22 protein-coding genes are annotated in these 22,440 nt (G+C 67.6%); 16 read left to right on the top strand and 6 right to left on the bottom strand.

Going from position 1 to position 22,440, the window contains the following annotated elements; all coding sequences use genetic code 11:
- Positions 1-227: 227 nt before the first annotated feature.
- Positions 228-3,257, bottom strand: coding sequence for a tetratricopeptide repeat protein (locus ACFWF1_RS24690; RefSeq protein ID WP_379291589.1), 3,030 nt, complete (start codon positions 3,255-3,257; stop codon positions 228-230).
- A gap of 167 nt (positions 3,258-3,424) precedes the next feature.
- Between ACFWF1_RS24690 and ACFWF1_RS24695 the strand changes: the two genes are divergently transcribed.
- From ACFWF1_RS24695 to ligD, 5 genes are all read left to right on the top strand, one after another.
- A complete protein-coding gene (locus tag ACFWF1_RS24695) occupies positions 3,425-3,658 on the top strand; it encodes a hypothetical protein (protein ID WP_379291588.1) in 234 nt (77 codons plus the stop codon).
- 19 nt (positions 3,659-3,677) lie between these two features.
- Entirely contained in the window at positions 3,678-4,778 is a 1,101-nt protein-coding gene (locus tag ACFWF1_RS24700) for an SPFH domain-containing protein (protein WP_379291586.1), read from the top strand.
- Between the two features lie 34 nt (positions 4,779-4,812).
- A complete protein-coding gene (locus ACFWF1_RS24705; RefSeq protein WP_379291584.1) occupies positions 4,813-5,220 on the top strand; it encodes a cold-shock protein in 408 nt (135 codons plus the stop codon).
- 131 nt (positions 5,221-5,351) lie between these two features.
- Positions 5,352-6,431: an ATP-dependent DNA ligase gene (locus ACFWF1_RS24710; RefSeq protein ID WP_379291582.1), complete on the top strand. Its 1,080-nt coding sequence runs from the start codon at positions 5,352-5,354 to the stop codon at positions 6,429-6,431.
- Complete coding sequence (gene ligD / locus ACFWF1_RS24715) at positions 6,428-7,429, top strand: non-homologous end-joining DNA ligase (protein WP_379291580.1); 1,002 nt, start codon at positions 6,428-6,430, stop codon at positions 7,427-7,429. Before ACFWF1_RS24710 ends, ligD begins: the two co-directional genes overlap by 4 nt.
- Positions 7,430-7,435: 6 nt before the next feature.
- Here the strand turns inward: ligD and ACFWF1_RS24720 are convergent, their stop codons facing one another.
- The gene (locus ACFWF1_RS24720) at positions 7,436-8,200 is read right to left on the bottom strand and encodes a DUF4190 domain-containing protein (protein ID WP_379291579.1); all 765 of its coding nucleotides are present in this window, start codon (positions 8,198-8,200) and stop codon (positions 7,436-7,438) included.
- A 194-nt stretch (positions 8,201-8,394) separates the two neighbouring features.
- Here ACFWF1_RS24720 and ACFWF1_RS24725 point away from each other — a divergent pair, with 194 nt between their 5' ends.
- A complete protein-coding gene (locus ACFWF1_RS24725; protein ID WP_379291577.1) occupies positions 8,395-8,748 on the top strand; it encodes a hypothetical protein in 354 nt (117 codons plus the stop codon).
- A gap of 21 nt (positions 8,749-8,769) precedes the next feature.
- Here the strand turns inward: ACFWF1_RS24725 and ACFWF1_RS24730 are convergent, their stop codons facing one another.
- The 3 genes from ACFWF1_RS24730 to ACFWF1_RS24740 form a co-directional block, all read right to left on the bottom strand.
- Positions 8,770-9,417 carry a TetR/AcrR family transcriptional regulator gene (locus tag ACFWF1_RS24730; protein ID WP_379291576.1) on the bottom strand — a complete coding sequence of 216 codons (648 nt, stop codon included), beginning with the start codon at positions 9,415-9,417 and terminating at the stop codon, positions 8,770-8,772.
- On the bottom strand, positions 9,401-10,546 hold the full coding sequence (locus ACFWF1_RS24735; protein WP_379291574.1) for an acyl-CoA dehydrogenase family protein: 1,146 nt from the start codon (positions 10,544-10,546) through the stop codon (positions 9,401-9,403). The genes ACFWF1_RS24730 and ACFWF1_RS24735 overlap by 17 nt, the downstream gene beginning before the upstream one ends.
- Before the next feature lie 122 nt (positions 10,547-10,668).
- Positions 10,669-11,358: a TetR/AcrR family transcriptional regulator gene (locus ACFWF1_RS24740; RefSeq protein ID WP_379291572.1), complete on the bottom strand. Its 690-nt coding sequence runs from the start codon at positions 11,356-11,358 to the stop codon at positions 10,669-10,671.
- A gap of 222 nt (positions 11,359-11,580) precedes the next feature.
- On the opposite strand from ACFWF1_RS24740, the gene ACFWF1_RS24745 reads away from it, so the two are divergent.
- The 7 genes from ACFWF1_RS24745 to ACFWF1_RS24775 all read left to right on the top strand — a co-directional run bounded on the left by ACFWF1_RS24745 (position 11,581) and on the right by ACFWF1_RS24775 (position 17,878).
- Complete coding sequence (locus ACFWF1_RS24745) at positions 11,581-12,510, top strand: alpha/beta fold hydrolase (RefSeq protein ID WP_379291570.1); 930 nt, start codon at positions 11,581-11,583, stop codon at positions 12,508-12,510.
- 29 nt (positions 12,511-12,539) lie between these two features.
- On the top strand, positions 12,540-12,755 hold the full coding sequence (locus ACFWF1_RS24750; RefSeq protein WP_379291568.1) for a hypothetical protein: 216 nt from the start codon (positions 12,540-12,542) through the stop codon (positions 12,753-12,755).
- Between the two features lie 44 nt (positions 12,756-12,799).
- Positions 12,800-14,275, top strand: coding sequence for a hypothetical protein (locus tag ACFWF1_RS24755; protein WP_379291566.1), 1,476 nt, complete (start codon positions 12,800-12,802; stop codon positions 14,273-14,275).
- 126 nt (positions 14,276-14,401) lie between these two features.
- Positions 14,402-15,112: a hypothetical protein gene (locus ACFWF1_RS24760; protein WP_379291565.1), complete on the top strand. Its 711-nt coding sequence runs from the start codon at positions 14,402-14,404 to the stop codon at positions 15,110-15,112.
- 95 nt (positions 15,113-15,207) lie between these two features.
- Complete coding sequence (locus tag ACFWF1_RS24765) at positions 15,208-16,638, top strand: SDR family NAD(P)-dependent oxidoreductase (protein ID WP_379291563.1); 1,431 nt, start codon at positions 15,208-15,210, stop codon at positions 16,636-16,638.
- Positions 16,639-16,692: 54 nt separating this feature from the next.
- The gene (locus tag ACFWF1_RS24770) at positions 16,693-17,472 is read left to right on the top strand and encodes an O-methyltransferase (protein WP_379291561.1); all 780 of its coding nucleotides are present in this window, start codon (positions 16,693-16,695) and stop codon (positions 17,470-17,472) included.
- Positions 17,473-17,488: 16 nt separating this feature from the next.
- Positions 17,489-17,878, top strand: a complete 390-nt coding sequence (locus ACFWF1_RS24775) for a DUF2784 domain-containing protein (RefSeq protein ID WP_379291560.1) — start codon at positions 17,489-17,491, stop codon at positions 17,876-17,878.
- 43 nt (positions 17,879-17,921) lie between these two features.
- On the opposite strand, the gene ACFWF1_RS24780 is transcribed toward ACFWF1_RS24775, so the two are convergent.
- The gene (locus ACFWF1_RS24780; protein WP_379291558.1) at positions 17,922-18,683 is read right to left on the bottom strand and encodes a thioesterase II family protein; all 762 of its coding nucleotides are present in this window, start codon (positions 18,681-18,683) and stop codon (positions 17,922-17,924) included.
- 40 nt (positions 18,684-18,723) lie between these two features.
- Here ACFWF1_RS24780 and ACFWF1_RS24785 point away from each other — a divergent pair, with 40 nt between their 5' ends.
- The 3 genes from ACFWF1_RS24785 (at position 18,724) to ACFWF1_RS24795 (ending at position 22,406) form a co-directional block, all read left to right on the top strand.
- A complete protein-coding gene (locus ACFWF1_RS24785) occupies positions 18,724-20,070 on the top strand; it encodes a CoA transferase (RefSeq protein WP_379291556.1) in 1,347 nt (448 codons plus the stop codon).
- A 394-nt stretch (positions 20,071-20,464) separates the two neighbouring features.
- Complete coding sequence (locus tag ACFWF1_RS24790; protein ID WP_379291554.1) at positions 20,465-21,505, top strand: nucleoside hydrolase; 1,041 nt, start codon at positions 20,465-20,467, stop codon at positions 21,503-21,505.
- Positions 21,498-22,406: an amidohydrolase family protein gene (locus ACFWF1_RS24795; RefSeq protein WP_379322217.1), complete on the top strand. Its 909-nt coding sequence runs from the start codon at positions 21,498-21,500 to the stop codon at positions 22,404-22,406. The genes ACFWF1_RS24790 and ACFWF1_RS24795 overlap by 8 nt, the downstream gene beginning before the upstream one ends.
- Positions 22,407-22,440: the final 34 nt, after the last annotated feature.

The raw sequence follows: 22,440 nt of genomic DNA on the forward strand, positions 1-22,440 counted from the left end.
TCGGCCGTCCTCGACCTCGATTTGCCGGGATAAGTCTTCCGGCAGCTCGAGATACGAATCCAACGTGATCTCTGGCACGGCAGTTGCCTGCCGGAGCCATGACCAATCGAATGCCTCGGACATGCGCCTCCACACCTGTGCGGCGGGCTCGTTCCCGCGATCCAGCGGTCGGAGACCGCCGCGCTCAGCATATCCAACCTGCGCTCGGGCCTCACCGCACCGCGCGCCTACTTGACGAGTTGGGCTCGCCAGTGGGCGAGGGTGGATTGGGTGCGGATGGTGGCGGCATGGGTGGGGCCCAAGGCGCGGAGTTCGGCTACCAACAGGACCTCTAGTTCGGCGATCGCTCGGGGCAGGTCGCCTGCTTCGGCGTGGCGGGTGGCCAGGTCGTTGCGGGTGGCGAAGGTGTCGGGGTGGTCGGGGCCCAGCACGCGGAGCCGGTCGGCGAGGAGGTGTTCGAGTTCGGTGATGGCGTCGGGGAGGTCGCCGGTGTCGGCGCGGTAGTCGGCGAGAGTGCTTCTGGTGGTCAGGGTGTCGGGGTGGTCGGGGCCGAGCACGCGGAGGCGGTCGGCGAGGAGGTGGGTGAATTCGGTGGCCGCCCCGGCGAGGTCGCCGCTGCGGGCGCGGAAGGCGGCCAGGCTGTTGCGGGCGGCGAGGGTGGACGGGTGGTCGGGGCCGAAGATGCGCAGGTTGTCGGCGAGGAGTTGTTCGAATTCGGTTCGGGCAGCGGTCAAATCGCCGTTCTCGCCGTGCCAGTAGGCGAGACTGTTGCGGGTGCGCAGGGTCTGCGGGTCGTCGGCGCCGAGTACCCGGGCGCGGTCGAGGCGCAGCTGTTCGAAGTCGGTGATGGCGCCGACGAGGTCGCCGAGGTCGGCCCGGTTGGACGCCAGATCGTTTCGGGTACGGAGGGTGTCGGGGTCGTCGGGGCCGAGCAGGCGGCGCTGGTCGGCGAACAGGCGCTTGTATTCGCTTCTGGCACCGAGGTAATCGCCGCAGCGGGCCCGGTAGGAGGCCAGATTCGTGCGCGTGCCAAGGGTTTTCGGGTGATCCGGGCCGAGCACGCGCAGCCGGTCGGCCAGCAGCAGCTCGAAGGCGCTGATCGCGCCGACCAGATCGCCGCTTTCGGCACGGTGGTAGGCCTCACGGCTGCGGGTGGTCAGCGTGTCCGGGTGGTCGGGGCCCAGGGTCTCGACGAACGCGGGCACCCAGGCCGCCCAAAGGTCCCGGTTGTCCGCGGCTCTGGTGGTTTGCAGCAGCTCGAGGAAGTGCAGGGCACTGGCGGAATCCCGGTACGCGAGGCAATGCCGCACGGCCGAGCCGCGTGCATAGTCAGCTGCACGATCACCGGGACTCTGCTTGATGGCCGTCACGATGGCCCGGTGCGCGTCTTCGAGTTCCGCGCCGAGCTTGGCGCATTCGGCGCGCAGTCCGGGCAGCAGGGCGCCGTGGGTCACGCCGAGGGACTCACGCGGCGTGCCGGGACGACTGCGGGTGACCAGCGCACCCAAAGCGACTGTCATGTCCCGGATTCGGGCGATGTGCAGGTCGAACCCGCGCGCCGTGAGCGCGGCATCGAGCAGCTCGATCGGCAGCACCGGCCCGACCCCGGCGGCAACCATGATGCTGAGGAAAGTACCTGTCGCCCCGGATGTTTCGGCATACATCCCGCGCAGCGCCGCGTCGACCCGCAGCGCGACGATCCGATCGAGCCCGATACCGGCGGCGACCGCACCGTCGGTGATGCTCGAGGCCACCTCTAACAGCATCCTGGCCAGCAGCCAGCCGCCGGAGACGACGTGCGGTCCCTCGACGTCGGTGGGCGTTTCGATCAGCAGCGACTGGATCCAGTGCACCCAGTCCGCCGGGTCGGTGGGCGCACCGCTGCCGCGCGCGGACCCGACGACGGTGGCGATGTCGTCGGCGGCGGGTTCGCCCACGTCGATCCGGTACATGTGGGCCAGCGCGGGATCGTCCTCGACGCCGGTGCCGTCCCGGATGCCGACGATGACCCGCACGTGCCGCAGATCGTGGCGGCGGGTCAGATCCGCGATGGCCGAGATCAGCAGCCGCCGCGTGCCTTCCTGCGGCTGGTTCAATCCGTCCAGCACGATCGTCACCCGCCGACCGGCGGTCGACAGCCGCGCCAGCGGGTGCCGCACCGACAGGTCGAAGATGTCGAACTCGTCTCGGGCCAGATGCACGTGCACCGCCTGCGCCGCCTCCGCGAAGCCGGGTAGCCGTGCGCTCAACTGCGCGGCCAGCTCGGCCGCGACCGCCTCGATCGAGCTGGCGGCGGTCAGGAACACTGCGGCGGTGATGTATTCGGGCGTCACCGCCAGGCCTTCCACCAGGCTGGGCCGAATCAGCATGGCGAGCAGGGTGGATTTACCGGCACCGGCCGGGCCGATCACCACGCGCAGCCGATTACTGCCCGCGTCCACGATCGTGTCGAGATGTTCGCGGACGTCGGGCGTCACCAGCAGCCCGCGGGTCAGCTGATCGACGAAACCCGCTGCGGAGCGCCCACTTACGGCGTCGCGATGCCGAGCGGTGTTGGGCACCAACCAGAGTCCCGGATCCGCGCCGTGCGCTACCGACACGGCCCCCGAGGTGAACGAAAGATATTGCGGCTGTTGATGAATGCATTCCCCGGCGATCGGGTCGACCAGGTCCGCGGGCAGCAGGTTCTCCCCGCGCAGCGGCAGCCCGTCATCGAAGGTGGACAGCATGGTCCTGGTGAAGCAGCCGGAAAACGCGGGCCCGTTCCCCGCCGCGACCAGCATTTCCATCCGGCCCGCCGACTGCGCGAGCAGATCCGTCCACCGCCGCGCCGCGCCGAGCACACCCTGCCCGGTCTCACACGCGTCGACCAGCACCACCAGACCGTCCACGGCCGACTGGTTCAGCCGCTCCCTGATCTCCTGGGTGAGATGAAAGGCGTTGTGCGAGTTGGGCACCGCGGGCGAGTCATGCCCGAGCAGATAGAAGTCCTCGGCGCTGGTGGCGACGCCGTGCCCGATGAACGCGAGCAGTAGCGTCGCCTGCCGCTGCCCGGCCGCCTCGAAGGCCACGTCCACCGCCGTGACCAGCTGCGCCGCAGTCGGATTCAGCACCGGGCCGTCGTCGTCGATGGCGGAGCGCCACCCGCCGACCTCCGTCAGACTCCCGTACAACCCCGTGGCGAGTTCGCCGGTGAACCCCAGTTCCCCCAGCGCCGCACACTCGGACCCGACAACCAACGCGAGTCGTCCTCCCATGCAAGCAACATACCCGCGTGCTATCGGAACGGATCACATGCCCGCAACCTGGACATTCCGTCGTCACAACGATCGCGTTACGTTCGCAGGCACCATTCGTATACCGAAACGTGCTGTGTGAGACGTAGTGTGGCGAGCCTGGATACGAGTGGGAGGAGATCGTTGCGATGAGCGACCCCGTGGTCGGTTTGACGGGTACGCTCACATCGCCGATCCGAGGCGCGGGGCTGCTCGGGGAGGTCCTGGTGGCAATTCGCGGGGGGACGGAGCTGTACATCGCACGTGCCGTCGAAGCGATTCCGGCGGGCACCACCGTGTTGGTCATCGACGTCAGTCCGGGGCGCATCGTCGATGTGGTGCCCTGGATACCGCTGCCGCCAGATCCGGCCGAAACCATCTGAAACTGTAAGGGAGACAACCGTGCTGGGTTACCACGTACCCGACCCGGACGAGGCGATGCTGATCAGCGGCGCCAAGAGCAAGGACAACGCGCCGTTCAAGGTGGTGATCGGCCGCGGCACCTGGGCGGTTCCGCTGTTCCGCAAGGTCAGCTACCTGTCGCTGGCGATGTTCGAAGCCGAGATCAAGGAGCGCTGCGTCACCAAGCAGGCGATCCAGCTCGAGGTCCGCGCGGTGATCGCGTTCAAGGTTGCCAACGACACCACCTCGATCGTGAATGCCGCGCAACGCTTCCTGTCCGAACAGGAAAGGGAGATGTCGGTCCTCACCGGCCGCATCTTTTCCGGTCATCTGCGCTCGATCGTCGGTTCGATGACGGTCGAGGAGATCATCCGGGAGCGCCAGAAACTGGCCGATGAAGTACTCGTCGCCTCGAAAGTCGAGATGGGCAATATCGGCCTCTGGGTGGATTCGTTCCAGATCCAGTCGATCGATGACGGCAACCTCGGCTACATTCAGGCACTCGCCGCGCCGCACAATGCCACCGTCCAGCGCGACGCGCAGATCGCGCAATCGCAAGCGGCGCAGCTGTCCGCGCAGGCGGAGCAGGAGTCGCTGCGCAGGCAGGCCGAGTACGCACGCGAGACCGCGATCCTGCGCGCGCAGTATCAGCGCGACATCGACAAGGCGAATGCCGAAGCGGCACAGGCTGGTCCGCTCGCCGAGGCGATGGCGCTGCAGGAGGTGCTGACCGCGCAGGCCGAGCAGGCCCGCAAGACCGCGGAGCTGCGCGAGCAGCAGCTGCAGACCGAAGTGGTGAAACCCGCTCAGGCAGAAGCGGAACGGGTGCGCATCCTGGCCGAGGCGGAGGCCGACCGCACCAGGATCCAGGCCGCGGCCGCCGCGTCGAACAACCGGATCGCGTTGGACCAGTTGTTGATCGAACAACTGCCGGAAATCGTCAAGCAGGCCTCGAACGGGCTGGCGGGCGCGAATCTGACCGTGCTCAACGGCCCGGACGGCGTGAGCGAACTCGTCAACGGAATGGTCGGTCAGGGACTCACCGTTTTCAATTCATTGCAAAAGGCGCTTTCGTCCAACAGCGACGATAACGCGGGCTAAGGTGACCGGGTAGCGACGGCGCGACGAGGAGCGGGTGTTGGTGTCCATCGGGAAATTGGTGTCGTTCGACAGCTCTCGGGGATTCGGTTTCATTCGACCGGAGGACGGCGGGCCGGACGTATTCGTGCACGTCAACGACATCGGTCTGGATGAAGACGAGTTGCGGCAGGGGCGGGTGTTCGAATTCGACATGACAGAGGGTGATCGTGGGCCGAAGGCGGTCAATCTGAGCGTGGTCGGTGGCCAGCCGAGTCCGCCGCCGGGGCCGCACAAAATCAAACACCGGTCGAACTCGGGCCAGCTCAACGCCGCCGAACACAAACGACTGATCACCGAGCTACTCCTCGACGCGAGCCCCGCCCTCACCGCGGGCGAGATCCTCACCATCCGCGACCGGCTCACCGTCTTCGCCGAACAACACGGCTGGCTGGACTTGCCGTAGTTCCCGTGCCGCCGCATCCGCAAGTTCGATGATCTTGTCGGATGCGGCGCTTACGATCATCGGCAAGTACCGATGAGTTTCGCTCGATCAGTCCGTCGGTACCGGTGAGAACCGAATCCGAGGAGGATCGCGTGGACCTACCGGTGATGCCGCCTGTCAAACCTATGCTGGCCAAAACCGCGCCGGCGGTGCCACACGAGGCGGGGCTGAGTTATGAGCCCAAGTGGGACGGCTTCCGCTGCATCGTCTTCCGCGATGGTGACGAGGTCGAGCTCGGCTCTCGCAATGATCGCCCGTTGACCAGGTACTTTCCCGAGGTCGCCGAGCTGTTGAAGAAGGCGCTGCCGGAGCGGTGTGTGGTGGACGGCGAGATCGTCGTGGTCACCGACGAGGGCCTCGACTTCGACACCCTGCAGAATCGGTTGCATCCGGCCGCCTCCCGGGTGAACAAGCTGGCGGTGGAGACGCCCGCCAGTTTCGTCGCGTTCGATCTGCTCGCCCTCGGTGACAAGGATCTGACCGAGGAACCGTTCGCCGAGCGCAGGCGGCTGCTGGAAACCATCCTGGACACCGAGCTCGCGCGGGTCCATCTCACCCCGATCACCCAGGATCCCGCGGTCGCCGAGGACTGGTTCACCCGGTTCGAGGGCGCCGGGTTCGACGGTGTCATGGTGAAGGCCAACGACCTGGCCTACCTGCAGGACAAGCGGGTGATGCTCAAGGTCAAACACGAGCGCACCGCCGACTGCGTGGTCGCCGGATTCCGGTGGCACAAGGACGGCGAGGGCGTCGGATCGCTGCTGCTCGGACTCTTCGACGACGAGGGACATCTGCACCACGTCGGTGTCGCGAGCAGCTTCACCGCGGCCAGGCGCAAGGAACTCGTCGAGGAACTGGCGCCGCTGCGCGAGAACGCCCTGGAAAACCATCCGTGGCGGGAATGGGCCGACGCCGCCGCGCAGGCCAAAGCCGACGGCAAGATGCCCGGCGGGGTGAGCCGCTGGACCGGCGGCAAAGACCTCTCCTGGGTGGCACTGCGCACCGAACTGGTCGCCGAGGTCCGCTACGAACACGTGCAGTCCGGGCGGTTACGCCACGGCGGCAGGCTGGTCCGCTTCCGCTCCGACCGCACACCCGAATCGTGTACCTACGCTCAGCTCGACGAGGCGCCGCCCGCGGAATTGAGTGCGATCTTCAGTGAGGCGAAGTGACAGCGTCAGTCGATATCGAGACCGACGGCCGGACCGTCACCATCAGCAATCCCGACAAGGTGTATTTCACCAAGCGCGGGGACACGAAACTCGATCTCGTGCATTACTACCAGGCGGTGGCCGAACCGTTCTTGAATGTGGTCGGCGGCCGGCCGCTCCTGCTGGAGCGTTATCCCGACGGCGCCTCCGGTAAGTCCTGGTTTCAGAAGCGGGTGCCGAAAACCGCGCCGGACTGGCTGCACACCGTCGAGGTGTCCACGCCCAACGGCACCACCGCCGACGCGCTCGTCGCGCACGATCTCGCGCACATCCTGTGGGCAGTCAACCAGGGCTGCTTGGGTTTTCACGTGTGGCCCAACCGGGCGGACAACCTGAAGATCGCCGACGAGCTGCGCATCGACCTCGATCCGTCCCCCGGCATCACCTTCGACGACCTCAAGCATGCCGCCGTGCTCACCCGAGAGTTGTTCGTCGAGTTGGGCATCGAGTCGCGGATCAAGACCTCGGGTTCGCGCGGCCTGCACATTTACGTTGCGCTGGAACCGAATTGGGACGGCTACCAGGTGCGTGCGGCGTCCGTCGCGCTGGCGCGGGAACTGGAGCGCCGTCACCCCGAGGAGATCACCGCGCAGTGGTGGAAGGAAGAACGCGGCAACCGCGTGTTCGTCGACTTCAACCAAAACGCCCCGCACAAAACGGTTTTCGGAGCCTGGTGCGTGCGCCCGAAGGTCGGCGCGCAGGTGTCCACCCCGATCGCCTGGTCCGAATTGGACAACGTCGCGCCGGACGAACTGACCATCGCCACCGTGCCCGGCCGGCTCGCCGAGCTCGGTGACCCGTGGGCCGATCGCGCACCGCAATCCATTGCCCCGCTGCTGGAAATGTCGGAACGCGATATGGCGGCGGGTCTCATGGACGCGCCGTGGCCGCCGCAGTATCCGAAGATGCCCAACGAACCGCCGCGCGTTCAGCCGAGCCGGGCCAAGAAAGAGGAGTAGGCACCGCTACTCGGTCCACAGCACCCAGGTGCCGCTGCGAGTCGCCGGTTCGCACACCAGCGCGCGGCCGTCCGCGGTGCGGCCCGTCTTCGCCGTCGTGCCATCGCATTTCGCCCCGGCCTGCTGGACCGCCGTCGACACGGTGTACGGGCCCGCCCACTGGTAGGCGCTGCTGGTGCCGAGACAGATCAGCGTGCCGCCGTCCGAGGCACTACCGATCTGCCCGACCTGCCCCTCGGTGCACGAGGCCCCCTTCTTCAGGTTGCTCTGATTCGCTGTCGACGGGCTCGCCGTCGTGGTCACCACCGGCGGCGGCACGGCCGAGACCGTCGGCTGCGGTAGTTGCGCCACGGTCGCCGGTGCCGTGACACTCGCCGCGGGCTTGTTCGCGCGAGTCAGCGAGTCCGGCAGCATATTTCCCGACACCACCACGACCCCGGCCAACGCGGTCACCTCCGCGACCCCGATCAGCAGCGCGAACATCGCCATCACCCGGCCACGCGGATGCGAGAACGCGATGAACCCGAAAACGATGGCCACCGGGAACAACCCGACCAGCGCGGCCACCAGCGCGACAATCGCATACGGATTCACAATCGGCGGAATTTCCACCCGCAACCGACCGGTCCGACGCCGGCTCGGCGCGGGTTCCTGCCACCGCTCCTCGGGTTCCGGATCGGCCCACTGTTCCTCTTCGCCCGCCGCAGGCCACCGATCGTCCTGCCCTGCCGCAGGCCAACGTTCACTTTCACGGCGTTCCGCCCGTGCCATGCCAGGTCCCTCTCCACACCAACAACCGTGCAGGAACCTCGGACTACCCGGACCCGCCCCGATATCCCGACCAACAATAGGGGCCAAACGACGCGACATCACCTGAAACGTCAATTGCTAGCCGTTTTCCCCGAGTGAGGTTCATGATGATCGGAATGTGTCACTGATCTTGCGCTGACTCCACAGGAGGAACCATGTTCGGTAGCACCACCGATGACGGCCGCGAAAATCGGCCTTGGCACGCTCAGGCCGGGGATCTGCTCGGCGACAATTACAACGTTCCCGGCCTGATTCTGTGTGCGCTCGGCATCGTCGCGCTGGCCTGCACGCTCACCGCCGCGGGATACGGCTTCCACGATTGGACCCAGACCGGCGCGATCATCACGGCCGCGCTCTGGATTCTCGGCATCGGCGCCCTGGTGGTCGAGCATCGGCGCGAAGAAGTGATCGAGCTGAAGCACGGCAGGCTCGGTCACGCGCCGGGCCACCGGCGCCCGGTGCGCTACAGCATGGAACCGGGCGACACCGCACCCGAGGCGCTCAACTAGCGAACCGGGACCGCCGTGCGCTCAGCGCCGGCGGTCCACCTTCGGCAGCGACTCGGTGACCAGCGTCATCAGCATGTCGGCGAGCAGTTCGTGCACCTGCGGGCGGGTCAGCGTGCCGCGGGTGATCCATTCGCGCCCCGCCACTTTCACCAGCCCGCCGTAGGCGCGGACCATCGCGCGCAATGCCGCACTGCGTGCCGAATCGGCGAGTCCGACCATCAGCAGCAGCCGTTCGGCGGCCGCGTCGTCGGCCTGGTCCAGGATCTGCTGCACCTCGGGGTCGTTGCCGACGCCCTCGTGGCTGGTCACCTTCACCCAGGTGCTGCCGTGCTCGGCGATGGTATCCAGCAGCCAGTGCACACTCGCATCGACGCGTTCACGCTCGGTGCCGGTGGGCACGATCATGTCGTCGAGCTTGGGCAGGGTGACCATCCGGCGCACCACCACGAGATACAGGTCGCGTTTGTTGCCGAAGTAATGGTTGATCAGACCGCGGGCCACCCCGGCGCGCTGGGCCAGCTCGGCGGTCGAGACGGCCGCGTACGGCCGCTCGCCGAACATGTCGATCGCGCACGCCAGGATCTCGGCCCGGCGCTCGTCGGGTTCCAATCGGCGGCGGCGTGGCACATCGCCGGCGGTCTCACTCGTCGTATCAGAGAGACCGGGCAATGAGATCCTTCATCACCTCGTTGCTACCCGCCAGGATGCGCAAGACGCGGGCGCCGGTGTAGAGCTGCGAAATCGGATACTCCGTCATGTAGCCGTAGCCGCCGAACAGTTGCAGGCAGCGGTCAACCACGATACCCAGCTGATCGGTGAGCCAGTACTTCGACATCGCCGCGGTGGGAATGTCGAGCTCACCACGCAGGTGCTTGACGATGCAGTCGTCGAGGAAGGTGCGGCTGACCTTCGCGAGGGTCGCGCACTCGGCCAGCTCGAATTTGGTGTTCTGCATGGCGAACAGCGGCTTGCCGAAGGCCTCGCGGCCCTTGGTGTAGTCGATGGTCAGCTGCACGGCCTTTTCCATCATCGCCACCGCGATAATGCCGGTGACCAGGCGTTCCTGGGCCAGCATCTGCATCATTTGGTAGAAGCCGAGGCCCTCGGCCTCGCCGAGCAGGTTCGAGGCGGGCACGCGCAGTCCGTCGAAGAAGAGTTCGGCGGTGTCCTGGGCCTTGCCGCCGATCTTGTTCAGGATGCGGCCGCGCTTGAAGCCGGGGGTGTCGTCGGACACGTCGGCGAAGATCAGCGAGACGCCGGACGCGCCCTTCGTCGGGTCGGTCTTGGCGGCGATGATGATGCCGTCGCAGAGCCAGCCGTTGGTGATGAAGATCTTCGAGCCGGTGATCACGTACTCGTCGCCCTCGCGGACCGCGCGGGTCTTGATGTTCTGCAGATCGGAGCCGGTGCCCGGTTCGGTCATGCCGATCGAGAGCACCATCTCGCCGGTGGCCGCCTTGGGCAGTACACGTTGCTTGAGTTCCGCGGAGCCGAATTCTTTGAGGTACGGCGCGATGATCGAGCTGTGCACCGGCATGCCCAGCGAGCCGTCGCCCGCCCGGGACTGTTCCTCGATGATCGCCGCCTCGTGCGCGAATGTGCCGCCGCCACCGCCGAATTCGGTGGGGATGGCGGTGCACAGCAGGCCGAGTTCGCCCGCGCGGTTGTACAGCGCGCGGTCGGGGTGGCCCTGCGCGACGAACTTCTCCTCGTGCGGGACGACCTCCTTCTCGAAGAACGCCCTCGCCAGGTCGCGTACCGCCTCGACCTCGTCGTCACTCCATGCGGCGCGTGCCATCATCGGATCCTTTGCTCGCAGCTCCCCCGGCGTCGACGCCGGTCATCGTGCTCAGATTCTCGCACTATTGGCAGCATGTCAACAAGACGGGCACGGGTCGGTCCGATAAATGCTGGCAGCGGTCAGCTTGCGGGTTGTTGCGCCTGATTGACGGCGGCGAGTGAGGTGAAGATCGGCGTCTCCGGATCGGCCGAGATGCCCTGCCTGCGCAGGAAGCCGTCGATCAGGCCCCAGACGAATTCGGTGGCCTGGTCGATGAATTCGGCGGTCCGGTCCGGGTGCGGCACTGCCGAATCGGCCAGCCACAGGTCGGTGATCGAGACGACGACGCCGACCACCGCGCGGGACAGGTAGTCGATGCCCGCGGTGTCGATCGGGATGGACTCGGCGATGTCGCGGGCCTGCCTGGCGAAGCGGTCCGAGGCCGCGCGGCCGAGGTCGAACTGCAGCACCGTTCCGTCGGACTGCTGCGTCACCTGCGCCTGGCCCAGGAAGCGAAAGACGTTGGGATGCTGCAGAATACTGTCGGCGTATCCGGTGAGCACCCGGCGCAACGCGGTCCGCGGCGGCTGCAGCATGAGCGTCAGGTCGTTGCCCGCGGCGGCCGCGGCGGCCTTGGCCATCCGGTTGCCGATCTCAGTGTAGAGATCGGCCTTGTCGGCGAACTGCCGATACAGGCGGGGCTTGGTGATGCCCGCCTCGCGGGCGATGTCGTCCATGCTCGGCCGCGGTCCGTCCCGGTCGATCACCCGGATCGCGGCGTCGACGATCTCCGTACGGGAGGTCGTCGAACGGACGCTGGGACGGGGCACGACCGCAGCTTACACGTACCGCTGGTACGGATTTCCAGCGTGAGGTACGCCATAGTCTGCCGGTAGCTCTCCCGTTCGCGGGAAATTCTTCGTACTGTCAGTATCAGAAAACGTACTACCGGTACGGGTCGATTCGTTCCAGCGCGCCATGCGCAGTGTCCGATGCCCGGCCGACCACCGCGTGACCGTCCGGCAGCCCGCACCCGAACGAGGCAACAAATAATGACCAACGAGCTCGACACCGAAACGCCCCGCCCGGATCGGCAGTGGACGGTGACCGCCGACGGCACCGAACTCGCCGTCTACGAATGGGGCGACCCCGCCGCCGCACCCCTGGTCCTGGTGCACGGCCTCACCGACACTCATCGCGTGTGGGCCACGGTCGCCGCGCTGCTGACCGACGGCTTCCGGGTGATCACCTACGACGTGCGCGGCCACGGCCGTTCGGCCACGCCCGCGCTGCTGTCCGACTTCCGGCTCGATCGGCTCGCCGCCGACTTCTTCGCGGTGATCGATGCGGCGAGTCCGAAGCGGCCGGTGCACACCTGCGGGCACGGCTGGGGTGCGGTGCAACTGTGGGAGGCGGTGTGTGATCCGCGGGCGAACACCCGAATCGCTTCGTTCACAGCCATTTCCGGGCCGAATCTCGATCACCTCGGCCTGTGGCTGCGGGCCGTCGCGCCGCATGCCCGGCTGCACGCGGGCGATATCGGCTGGTGGTTGAGCGGTGTGCGCTGGACATTCAGCCCGGTGCCGGTCGCGCGCAGGCTCTACCCGCCGCGGGTGCGCACGCTGCTGGTGGAACGGCTCGGCGGTCTTTCCCCGGTGCCGGCCAGGATCGCGCGCACCTGGCGTACGGACCTGATTGCGGGCGGGCGGATCGCGCAGGCCAACCTGCTGCATCACCTGCGGCGGCCGCGGGTGCGACGCACCGCGGTGCCGGTGCAGTTGCTCGTCGACACCACCGATCCGTTCGTGCCCGCCTCCATCTACGACACCTCGACGCGCTGGGTGGACCGGCTGTGGCGCTGTGCCGTACCCGCCGACCACTGGCTGCCGGTGACCGAGCCGCTGCTGGTCGCCGAGGCGATCGCCAATTTCGTCGACGACATGCGAGCCGACCACGCGGCGATCACCCCGCGCAGCAGCTGACCACAACTCGATACCGATACGGAGATCCCATGCCGGACGCAGCCACGCCGCTGATCCGCACACTTGGCGCACCACTGCCCGACGAATTCGACCGGCTCACCGACTCCGATCTCGCCGAACTCGACCGCCTGCTGCGCCACGCCGTGACCGCGCGCGGCGCGCGCCTCGGCGCAGCGGTCGAGTCCTCACTCCAGCTCATTCCCCGGCTGATGCGGCCGACCGTGAAAAGGGCGCTCGGTTTATGAGCGCTCAACTAATGGCACGCGCCGAGACCACCAAACTCGCACGCTTGCTTGATATTTCCGACCCGGCAGCGCTCGACTTCCTCAATGGGCTTTCGCCGGAGGCGATTCGAGAGTTCCGCGAGCGCGCCACCGATCTACTGTTCAACGGTGACGCCGCGCGCATGAAACGCGTTGCCGCGGCGACGAAATTGGTGCCGGCCGCGATCAGCGCCAAGGCCGCCGAGCGGGCGTTCGGCCCGGTGTTGTGTGCGGCCGTCGCGGGGTCGGTCGAACCGGCCCGCGCGGTCGATATCGCCAAGGCACTCCCCGCCGAGTTCCTCGCCGAGACCGCGATTCAGCTGGACCCGCGCCGCACCGCCGACATCATCGCCGCGGTGCCGCCGCGTCTGGTCGTCGAGGTGGCCCGCGAGCTGCTGCGGCAGGACGATCACGTGACGATGAGCCGGTTCGTCGGCGTGGTGCCCGAGGAGTCGATGCGGGCGGCGGTGCCGGTGTTCGGCGATGCGGATCTGCTGCGCATCGGGTTCCTGATGGAGGACAAGTCCGCGATGGACCGGCTGATGGGGCTGGTCACCGACCGGCTCGCCGGCGTCATCCGCGCCGCGCACGAACAAGACCTGTGGGCCGAGGGACTCGACCTGCTCGACAGCGTCGGCCAGGAGAATCGGGCCGCGCTGGGCGATATCGCCGCCGGGCTCGGCGGCGCGGTGCTCGACGGCCTGATCGAGGCGGTCCGCACGCTCGACGCCTGGGACTCGCTGCTGCCGGTGACCAGCGCGATGAACGCGGACAGCTTGCGCGCATTCGCCGAAAGGCCTGCGGTACAGGAGGAATCGGTGCTCGCCTCGATCATGAATGCCGCACTGAACAAAGGCTTCTGGCTCGACCTGCTGCCGCTCGTCGTGCATCTGCAGCCCGCGCAGCTGGCCATTCTGGCCGCGCGGCTGGCCGACAAGTCCGACGAGGAGCTCGGCGACCTTGTCGCCCAAGCGGATACGGCGGGCCTGTGGAACTCTATGCTGCCGATCGCGCTCGCCATGACCGACACCGACCGCCGCCGGATGGCCGGACTGCCGATCATGCAGGACCCCGAGGTGCTCCGCGCGGTGATCAACACCACCGCCGAGCACGAACTCTGGTCGCAGGCACTGCCTTTGGTGGACGCGCTGCCCGACTCGGCGACGCCGATCCTCGCCTCGTGCATCGGTGATCTCAGTACGGACCAGCTACTCGCCGCGGTCCTGGTCGCCTCGCGCAGCGACAATATCGACACCCTCGTCGATATCGCGCTCGCGCAGGACGCGGACGGTCGCGCCCGGGTGCTCGAAATCATCGACGGAATGGACAATCTGGACGAGTTCCTCGCCGCGCTCACACCGGACACCCCGGATGTGGTGTGGCAGGGACTGATCGAGGTACATCCGGAAATCCCTGCCGCCCTGCGCCTTCGGCTGGCCGACCGCGCGGATAGCTGCGGCCGTGCCGCCGCGGCCGCGAGCCTGCGCGCGGATCAGGCCTGACTCGAACGTCCGGCACGGCCACCAGCGAAGTGATACTTTCGCCCCATGATGGGACCGGCTGGTCAGAGGCCTCCTAGCCTCAGCAACGCCGGATGGCTACACGAACCGTTGACGCCGATCGGGCCGATGCGGCCGTACCCGGACGGTCCGGTGCCGCCGCAGCCGCTCGGTCGATGGCGGCAGCCGGGCGGTAACCGGGGGCGACTGTGGGTGCTGGGCGCGGCGGTCGGCGTGTCGACGCTCGCGGTCGTCGGCGTGCTCGCCGTGTCCGACAGCCGCAGCGCCGACCCGGTGCCCGATCTGCGGGGCTACCACCACGTCGACAACCTCTGCGCGATCACGGACATCGCGCCGTATGTGCACGCCGGATTCGCCTTGGCGCCCTCCAGTCCGGCGACGCTGAAGTACCCGCTGCACCAGACCCGGCTGCACCCGGCGCTCGACTCGATGACGTGCACGATCCGCCTGGCCCCGGCGGGAAAGGGCGAGCGAGCCGACGACACCACCCTCATGGCCAACGCGTTGGTGCACAAGCGGGCCGATCCCGGTCCCGAATTCACCGCGCGTTTCGAAACCTGGACGCAGGCCGACCTCGCCGCGCACGACGTCGTCACGAAGATCGACGGGCTCGGCGACGAGGCGTATATCGTCCGCAAACAGACCGAGCACGCGCCGAACACGGGCGTCACCCTCGCGGTGCGCGACGGCTGGACCACCTTCGAAATCAGCTGGTTGCACCCGCCGTCGGTGGTCACGACCACCGATATCAAGGTGCCGGAGGTCATCGAATTGCTGAAGCGAACCGCGGCCACCACCATGGCGCTGCTTCGCGCATAGGCCATCGAGAGGCAACCGGGCGGCAACCTGGTCGCGGAGTTTGCGACAATGGTCCGGTCGATTTCCCAGCTCACCGAAGGATGCCTGTACCACCGATGGCCGAAAGCATGATCGATCCGGACGACCTCGCGACCTGTCTGCGGGTACTGGACCAGGCCGGGCAGCTGGAAAAGGAGCATCCCGACTCGGTGGCGGTGCAGCGCGCGGTCGGGCACATGTTCAAGAAGCTCAAGCAGCGGCGCCGGGTCGAGGCCAGGACGGCGGTGGCCGAGGCCGACCGCGAGGTGATCGCCGCGACGGCCACCGGCTCGCCGCAGCGGATCGATGACGAGACCGCGGGCATTCCGCTCGCCTCGAACGCCCGTGGCGCGACCGCGGGCACGCTGATCCGGGCGCGGCCCTGCTACATCTGCAAGCAGCCGTACACGCAGGTCGACGCCTTCTATCACCAGCTGTGCCCGGAGTGTGCCGCGAGCAGCCACACCAAGCGGGACGCCCGTACCGATCTGACCGGTCGTCGCGCGCTGCTCACCGGCGGGCGCGCGAAGATCGGCATGTACATCGCGCTGCGGTTGCTGCGCGACGGCGCGCACACCACCATCACCACCCGGTTCCCGAATGACGCGATCCGCCGGTTCGCCGCGATGGACGACAGCCCGGAGTGGCTGCATCGGCTGCGCGTCGTCGGCATCGACCTGCGTGATCCGGCGCAGGTGGTCGCGCTCGCCGATGATGTCGCGGCGCAGGGTCCGCTCGATATCCTGATCAACAACGCCGCGCAGACGGTCCGCCGCTCCCCCGGCGCCTACAGTGCGCTGGTCGACGCCGAGTCCGGCCCGCTGCCCGCGGGCGCGCTGCCCGATGTGGTGACGTTCGGTAAGACGATGCAGGCGCATCCCACCGCGCTCACCGCCTCGCTCACGCCGACGTTGACCGCGGCCGACGTCGCCGAGCTGGCGCTCGTCGCGGGATCGGCTACACCCGAACGGATTTCGCGTGGTGTGGCGATCGATGCCGGTGGGCTGGTGCCGGATCTCGCGCACACGAACAGCTGGGTGCAGACCGTCGCGGAAGTCGACCCGACCGAGCTGCTCGAAGTGCAGCTGTGCAATTCGGTCGCGCCGTTCATCCTGGTGTCGCGGTTGCGGCCGACCATGGCCGCCGCGTCCGCGCGGCGAAAGTACATCGTCAATGTGTCGGCGATGGAGGGTCAGTTCGCCCGCGCGTACAAGGGGCCGGGCCACCCGCACACGAACATGGCCAAGGCCGCGCTGAACATGCTGACCCGCACCAGCGCGGGCGAAATGCTCGAAGCCGACGGCATTTTGATGACCGCCGTCGATACCGGGTGGATCACCGACGAGCGGCCACACTACACGAAGGTCCGGCTCGCTGACGAGGGCTTCCACGCGCCCCTCGACCTGGTCGACGGGGCGGCGCGGGTCTACGATCCGATCGTGCAGGGCGAGAACGGCACCGATCTCTACGGTTGCTTCCTCAAGGACTACCGGCCGTCGCCCTGGTAATCGCGCCTTGCCCCGGGCAGAATCGGCCGCACACCGACCTGCCTAAGGGGCTGCATGACGAATCGGACTGGGCTCGGCGCGATGGTGCGCGATCGGCTGCCGTTCCTGCGCTGGTCGATCATCCGGATGGGGCTCGGCATGGGCAGTCTGCTGCGCACGGGTCAGGTGGGTGACGGGCGCGAGCGGGCCTTGCTAGAGCACGTTCGGGCCACTGCCACGGCGGGCGATCCGGACAGTGTGCTCGCCGCGATCGACGACTTCGCGCGCAATCGCAGTCTGCTGATGAACGTCGGCGACGAAAAGGGCCTGATTCTGGACAACGCGATCAAACGGGCCGAGCCGACGCTGCTGCTCGAGTTGGGCGCTTACTGCGGATACAGCGCGGTGCGCACCGGCCGGGTGATGCCGTCGACCGCGCGGTTGGTGACGGTGGAGGCGAGCCCGGACAACGCCGAGATCGCGCGCGCGGTGATCGAGCACGCGGGCCTGGCCGATCGGATCACCGTGCTGATCGGCAAGATCGGTGACGGCGGCGCGACCATGCGGCACCTCGCCATCGAGCACGACTTCGCGCCCGGCGCACTGGATTTCGTGTTCATCGATCATTTGAAGACCGCGTATCTCCCGGATCTGAAGTCGATCATGTCCGCGAGTTGGCTACATCCCGGGACGATCGTGGTGGCCGACAACGTCAGAATTCCGGGTGCGCCCGGGTATCGCCGCTATATGCGCGAGCACGAAGGGTCGCGCTGGCGCACCACCGAACACAAAACACACTTGGAATACCAATCCTTGGTCGCCGATCTGGTGCTCGAGTCCGAATTCCTCGGCTGACGGCTACGCTGGTGGGGTGCTGTATCGGCTGCTGGCCGATGCCACCGCCGCCGCACATTTCGTGTTCGTGGCGTATGTGGTTGTCGGCGGGTTCCTCGCGTGGCGCTGGCCGCGCACTATCTGGCTGCACGTGATCGCATTCTGCTGGGGCTTCAGCACCGTGCTGTTCCGGATCGATTGCCCGCTCACGCATTTGGAGAATTGGGCGCGGCATCGGGCGGGCGAGGCGGGGTTGCCGTCCAGTGGGTTCATCGACCACTACATCACCGGGGTGCTCTATCCGGAGAGCGCGCTCGGGTTGGTGCGGGTGCTGGTCGCGGTGTGTGTTGCGGTGTCCTGGGTGGGGTATGGGTGGCTGCGGCGGCGGGCAGCCGGGTCGACTACCCACCTGCAGGCATCCCACTAGTTACCTGCCCATGAAACGGCTTGGCCGAGAGACGTTTTCGCGCTCAGGACGACGCCAGTCGCTTCTCGACGGCTTCGGCGACTTCCGCCGGGTGTTCGTCCAGATAGAAGTGGCTGCCGGGGAACGTTGTGCGAGCGAAGGTTCCGGAGGTGAAGTCGCGCCACTCGTCGGCCTGCTCGGGTGCCATCGTGGGGTCTTCGGTGCTGACGAAGGCGACGATGTCGGCGGCCAAGGGATCGCCCGGCGTGTATCGGTACGTCTCTACCGCCTGGTAGTCGCCCCGGACGGCGGGCAGCACCAATTCCGCGAGACTTGGTTCGTCACGCAGCATTTGGATCGGCGCCGGGTCGGCGGCCAATCGCTCCAGGTCCGCGATCAGGTCGCTGTCGGTACCGAGGTGCAGCTGCTTGGTCTCCACGAAAGTCGGTGCGGGACGGCCGGAGACGAACAAGGTCGTCACCGCCTGGCCCTGACACTCGAGCCGGCGCGCGGTCTCGAACGCGACTGTTGCGCCCATGCTATGACCGAATAGCGCTAGCCCATCAATGATTCCGAGCTTCAGCACTTCTCCGGCAATCCGCTCGGCGAGCGTCGCGAGGTCGGTGATCGGTGCTTCGCCGAGCCGATCCTGCCGACCCGGATACTGCACCGCGGCGACGAGGACGCCCGCGCCGAAGCGTTGCGCCACATCTCGGTATGCGGTCGCCGGACCACCGCCGGGAGGGAAACACAGCAGGTGGTGCCGGGGAGTCGCCTCGGATCGCAGGATCCGCAGCCAGTCACCGGACTCGACGGTTCGGCCCATGTAAGTCTCCTTCTCAGACGGAACTATTACGCTCTTTCGGGTGAACGCGCACACACGGCTGGTCCACGACTACGAAGCCGGAATCGGTGTCACCTCCGCTGTCATTACGCCCTCTCCCGATCCGGGCAGCAATCTGGCTGCGACACTGCCGGTCTGGTCGCTCGCCGCCGGGTCGGTCGCCGCACTCATCGGCGCGGCGAACCGGATCCGCGGCATCCGCGGCCTCGACCCGGTCGCCCACCGCATCGACCCCGCGCGCATCACCGCTGCGTTCTGTAGCGAACGCCTACTAAGGATCAACGGCCGGCCCGCCAAGATGTTCGGCGACCTCTCCGGATTCTTCCCCACCTTCGACGGCTGGGTCCGCACACACGCCAACTACCCGCACCATCGCGCCCGCCTGCTCACCGCGCTCGGCCTGCCCGCCGACGCGCCCTTCGACCTGGCCGTGGCGCAGATGGCGATGAGTCGCGCGGCCGACGTCGAGGACCACGCCGCCGCGCACGGGGCGATCGCGGTCCGCGTCCGCACCGAACAGGAGTGGGCGGGCAGCGCCGAAGGATGGGCCGCCGCACACGGGCCGCTGGTCGCGATCGAGACGCGCGCCGACCGTGGCGAGCCCGGATTGCCGGTCGGCGCAGCACCTTTCCAGCCGTTGCGCGGGCTGCGAGTGCTCGATCTGACCCGGGTGATCGCCGGACCGGTCGCGACACGCACGTTGGCGTTGCTCGGTGCCGATGTGCTGCGCGTGGATCCGCCGCAGCTGCCCGAAATCTCCTGGCAGTACGCCGATACCAGCCAGGGCAAGCGCTCCACACTGGTGGATCTGTGGACCCAGCTGCCGCTGATCCGCGATCTGCTCGCCTCCGCTGACGTGCTGGTCACCGGATACCGGCCGGGCGCGCTGGAACGCGCGGGTCTCCTCGCCGCGCTGCGCCCAGGATTGATCCACGGCCGCGTCAGCGCCTGGGGCGAGGTCGGGCCGTGGTGCGAACGCCGCGGCTTCGACAGCATCGTGCAGGCCGCGTCCGGCATCGCCATCGCCGAAGGCGCACCCTCCGTCCCGAGCGCCCTGCCCGCCCAGGCCCTCGACCACGCCACCGGCTACCTCCTCGCCGCCGGCGTCATCGACGCACTGTCCCTGCGCGCCGCCGACGGCATCGGCCGCGACGTCCGAGTCGCCTTGGCCCGCACCGCCGCCTGGCTCCTCGCCGCCCCCGACCGCACCCCCCGCCACCCCCAACCCGCCCTCCCCAACCCCACCGACGTCATGTCCCACGGCGACGTAATCACCGCCACCCCCGCCATAGCCGAATACCCCGCCTACAACTGGCCCGCCCCCACCTACGGCGCCGACCGCCCCGCCTGGCCCCTCAAGACCCACTAACCGGCACCACCCGCGCACAGTTCAGCGCAACGCGCACAGTTCAACGCCCTGCGCACGAATCAGCCAGCAAATTCGTACGCAGCACACCACGATGCGCGCGGCACACGACAACACCGACGCCGCGCACACCTCGGCGGCAGGCGCACACCCCACCACGCCGCGCACAGTTCAGCGTCCCGCGAACAAATCAGCCAGCGATTTACTACGCGGCACACCACAACGCGCGCGGCACACGAACACCGACGCCGCGCACGACTCGGCGGCACGCGCACATCGTGGTGCCGGGCGCGTGACTCAGCGTGCAATTCGATGCGCGGCGTGCCGAGCGGTGCGCGCGGAGCTGATGCGAGCCCTGCAGGGTGGGCAGGGGTGCGCCGACGGTTAGGCTCGTTGGGTGCGGCAGAAGATCATCATGGATGTTGATACCGGGGTCGACGATTCCCTTGCGCTGCTCTACCTTCTCGCGTCACCGGAGGCCGAGATCATCGGGATTGCCTCGACTGCGGGGAATGTGCCTGCGCCGCAGGTGGCGGCGAACAATCTCGCGTGGCTGGATGTGTGTCGGGCGCCGGAGATCGAGGTTGCGCTCGGGGCCGCCGAGCCGCTGGCGATTCCGTTGCGGACCACCGAGGACACGCATGGGCCGCAGGGGGTCGGGTACGCCGAGTTGCCGGCCTCGACGCGGGCTGTCTCGTCGCGTTCGGCCGCGCAGATGTGGGTCGATCTGGTGCGTGCGCATCCCGGTGAGGTTGTCGGGTTGTGTACCGGGCCGCTGACCAATCTGGCGCTGGCCGTTCGGCTGGAGCCCGCGTTGCCGACGTTGTTGCGCAGGCTGGTGATCATGGGTGGCGCGTTCAATCACCCCGGCAATACGACGCCCACCAACGAATGGAACGTGCACGTGGATCCGGAGGCCGCCAAGGAGGTCTTCGACGCCTTCTCCGCCGCGCCGCCGGACCGTCGGCCGATCGTGTGTGCGCTCGACATCACCGAGACCATCGAGATGCGGCCGAAGCATCTCGCGCTGCTCGCCGAGCGCGCGGGAAGTCTTCCGGTGGAGACGGTTTCGGAGACCGACCCGCCCGAGGCCAGGTCGGCGGCGAGCAATCCCATCGTCCGGCACGCCACCGACGCGGTGCGGTTCTACTTCGATTTCCACCGGCTCTATGACCTCGGCTACCTCGCGCACATGCACGATCCGTTCGCGGCGGCGGTGGCACTCGACCCGGCTCTTGCCGTCACGCGTCCGGCGACGGTCGATGTCGAGCTCGCCGGGACGATAACGCGCGCGACGACGGTGGCGGACTGGACGGGCATGTGGGGGCGAGAGCCCAACGCGGACATCGTGATCGGCACCGATCAGCAGTTGTTCTTCGACCGGCTGATCACCCGGGTCGGCGACTTCGCGCGGCAGGTGTACCCGCCGGATGTGTGAGACAGGAGGGGCCGTGATCGGCGACCAGGACGACAATACCTACCTCGCCGAGTTCCGCAACCGGCTCGGGTTACCCGGAATCATCGACGTGCACACGCATTTCATGCCGGAGCCGGTGATGCAGAAGGTGTGGGCGTATTTCGACTCGGCCGGTCCGCTCACCGCACGCACCTGGCCCATCGCCTACCGGGACGACGAGCAGGTGAGGTTGAAGACGTTGCGCGGCTTCGGTGTTCGCGCCTTCAGCGCCCTGGTCTATCCGCACAAACCGGAGATGGCGGCCTGGCTGAACGAATGGACCGCCGAATTCGCCGAGCGCACACCGGATTGCCTGCACACGGCCACGTTCTACCCTGAGCCGGGCGCCGAAAGCTATGTCGCGGCGGCGATTCAACGCGGCGCCCGACTGTTCAAGGTGCATATCCAGGTCGGCGGCTTCGATCCTGGCGATCCGCTGCTCGACCCGACCTGGGGCTTGATCCAAGACGCGGGCATTCCGGTAGTCATTCACTGCGGATCCGGCCCGGTGGCGGGCGAATTCACCGGACCGGCACCCATTGCCGCACTGCTGCAGCGATTTCCCCGCTTGCCACTGATCATCGCGCACATGGGCGCACCCGAGTACACCGAATTCTTCGACCTCGCCGAGCAATACCCGGATGTCCGCTTCGATACCACGATGACATTCACCGATTTCTTTGAGGAAGTCGACCCGTTCCCCGATACCGAACGCGGTCGGCTGCTCACCCTCGGCGATCGGATCATGTTCGGCAGCGACTTCCCGAACATCCCCTACACCTACGGCCACGCCGTCTCCGCACTGGAACGCCTCGGACTCGGCGACGACTGGTTGCGCAAGGTCTGCTACCAGAACGCCGCCAACTTGTTCGGTATCGAGTAGAGGACTCGCCGCCGCCCGCTGGATGCCGGCTGCG

This window comes from Nocardia sp. NPDC060255 (assembly GCF_042727395.1).
Classification (GTDB): domain Bacteria; phylum Actinomycetota; class Actinomycetes; order Mycobacteriales; family Mycobacteriaceae; genus Nocardia.

Bases quoted from the DNA above. Each gene is read 5' to 3' on its own strand.
- ACFWF1_RS24690 (WP_379291589.1), bottom strand. From the start codon at position 3,257: ATGGGAGGACGACTCGCGTTGGTTGTCGGGTCCGAGTGTGCGGCGCTG.
- ACFWF1_RS24695 (WP_379291588.1), top strand. From the start codon at position 3,425: ATGAGCGACCCCGTGGTCGGTTTGACGGGTACGCTCACATCGCCGATC.
- ACFWF1_RS24720 (WP_379291579.1), bottom strand. From the start codon at position 8,200: ATGGCACGGGCGGAACGCCGTGAAAGTGAACGTTGGCCTGCGGCAGGG.
- ACFWF1_RS24725 (WP_379291577.1), top strand. From the start codon at position 8,395: ATGTTCGGTAGCACCACCGATGACGGCCGCGAAAATCGGCCTTGGCAC.
- ACFWF1_RS24735 (WP_379291574.1), bottom strand. From the start codon at position 10,546: ATGGCACGCGCCGCATGGAGTGACGACGAGGTCGAGGCGGTACGCGAC.
- ACFWF1_RS24745 (WP_379291570.1), top strand. From the start codon at position 11,581: ATGACCAACGAGCTCGACACCGAAACGCCCCGCCCGGATCGGCAGTGG.
- ACFWF1_RS24750 (WP_379291568.1), top strand. From the start codon at position 12,540: ATGCCGGACGCAGCCACGCCGCTGATCCGCACACTTGGCGCACCACTG.
- ACFWF1_RS24760 (WP_379291565.1), top strand. From the start codon at position 14,402: ATGCGGCCGTACCCGGACGGTCCGGTGCCGCCGCAGCCGCTCGGTCGA.
- ACFWF1_RS24765 (WP_379291563.1), top strand. From the start codon at position 15,208: ATGGCCGAAAGCATGATCGATCCGGACGACCTCGCGACCTGTCTGCGG.
- ACFWF1_RS24770 (WP_379291561.1), top strand. From the start codon at position 16,693: ATGACGAATCGGACTGGGCTCGGCGCGATGGTGCGCGATCGGCTGCCG.
- ACFWF1_RS24780 (WP_379291558.1), bottom strand. From the start codon at position 18,683: ATGGGCCGAACCGTCGAGTCCGGTGACTGGCTGCGGATCCTGCGATCC.
- ACFWF1_RS24795 (WP_379322217.1), top strand. From the start codon at position 21,498: ATGTGTGAGACAGGAGGGGCCGTGATCGGCGACCAGGACGACAATACC.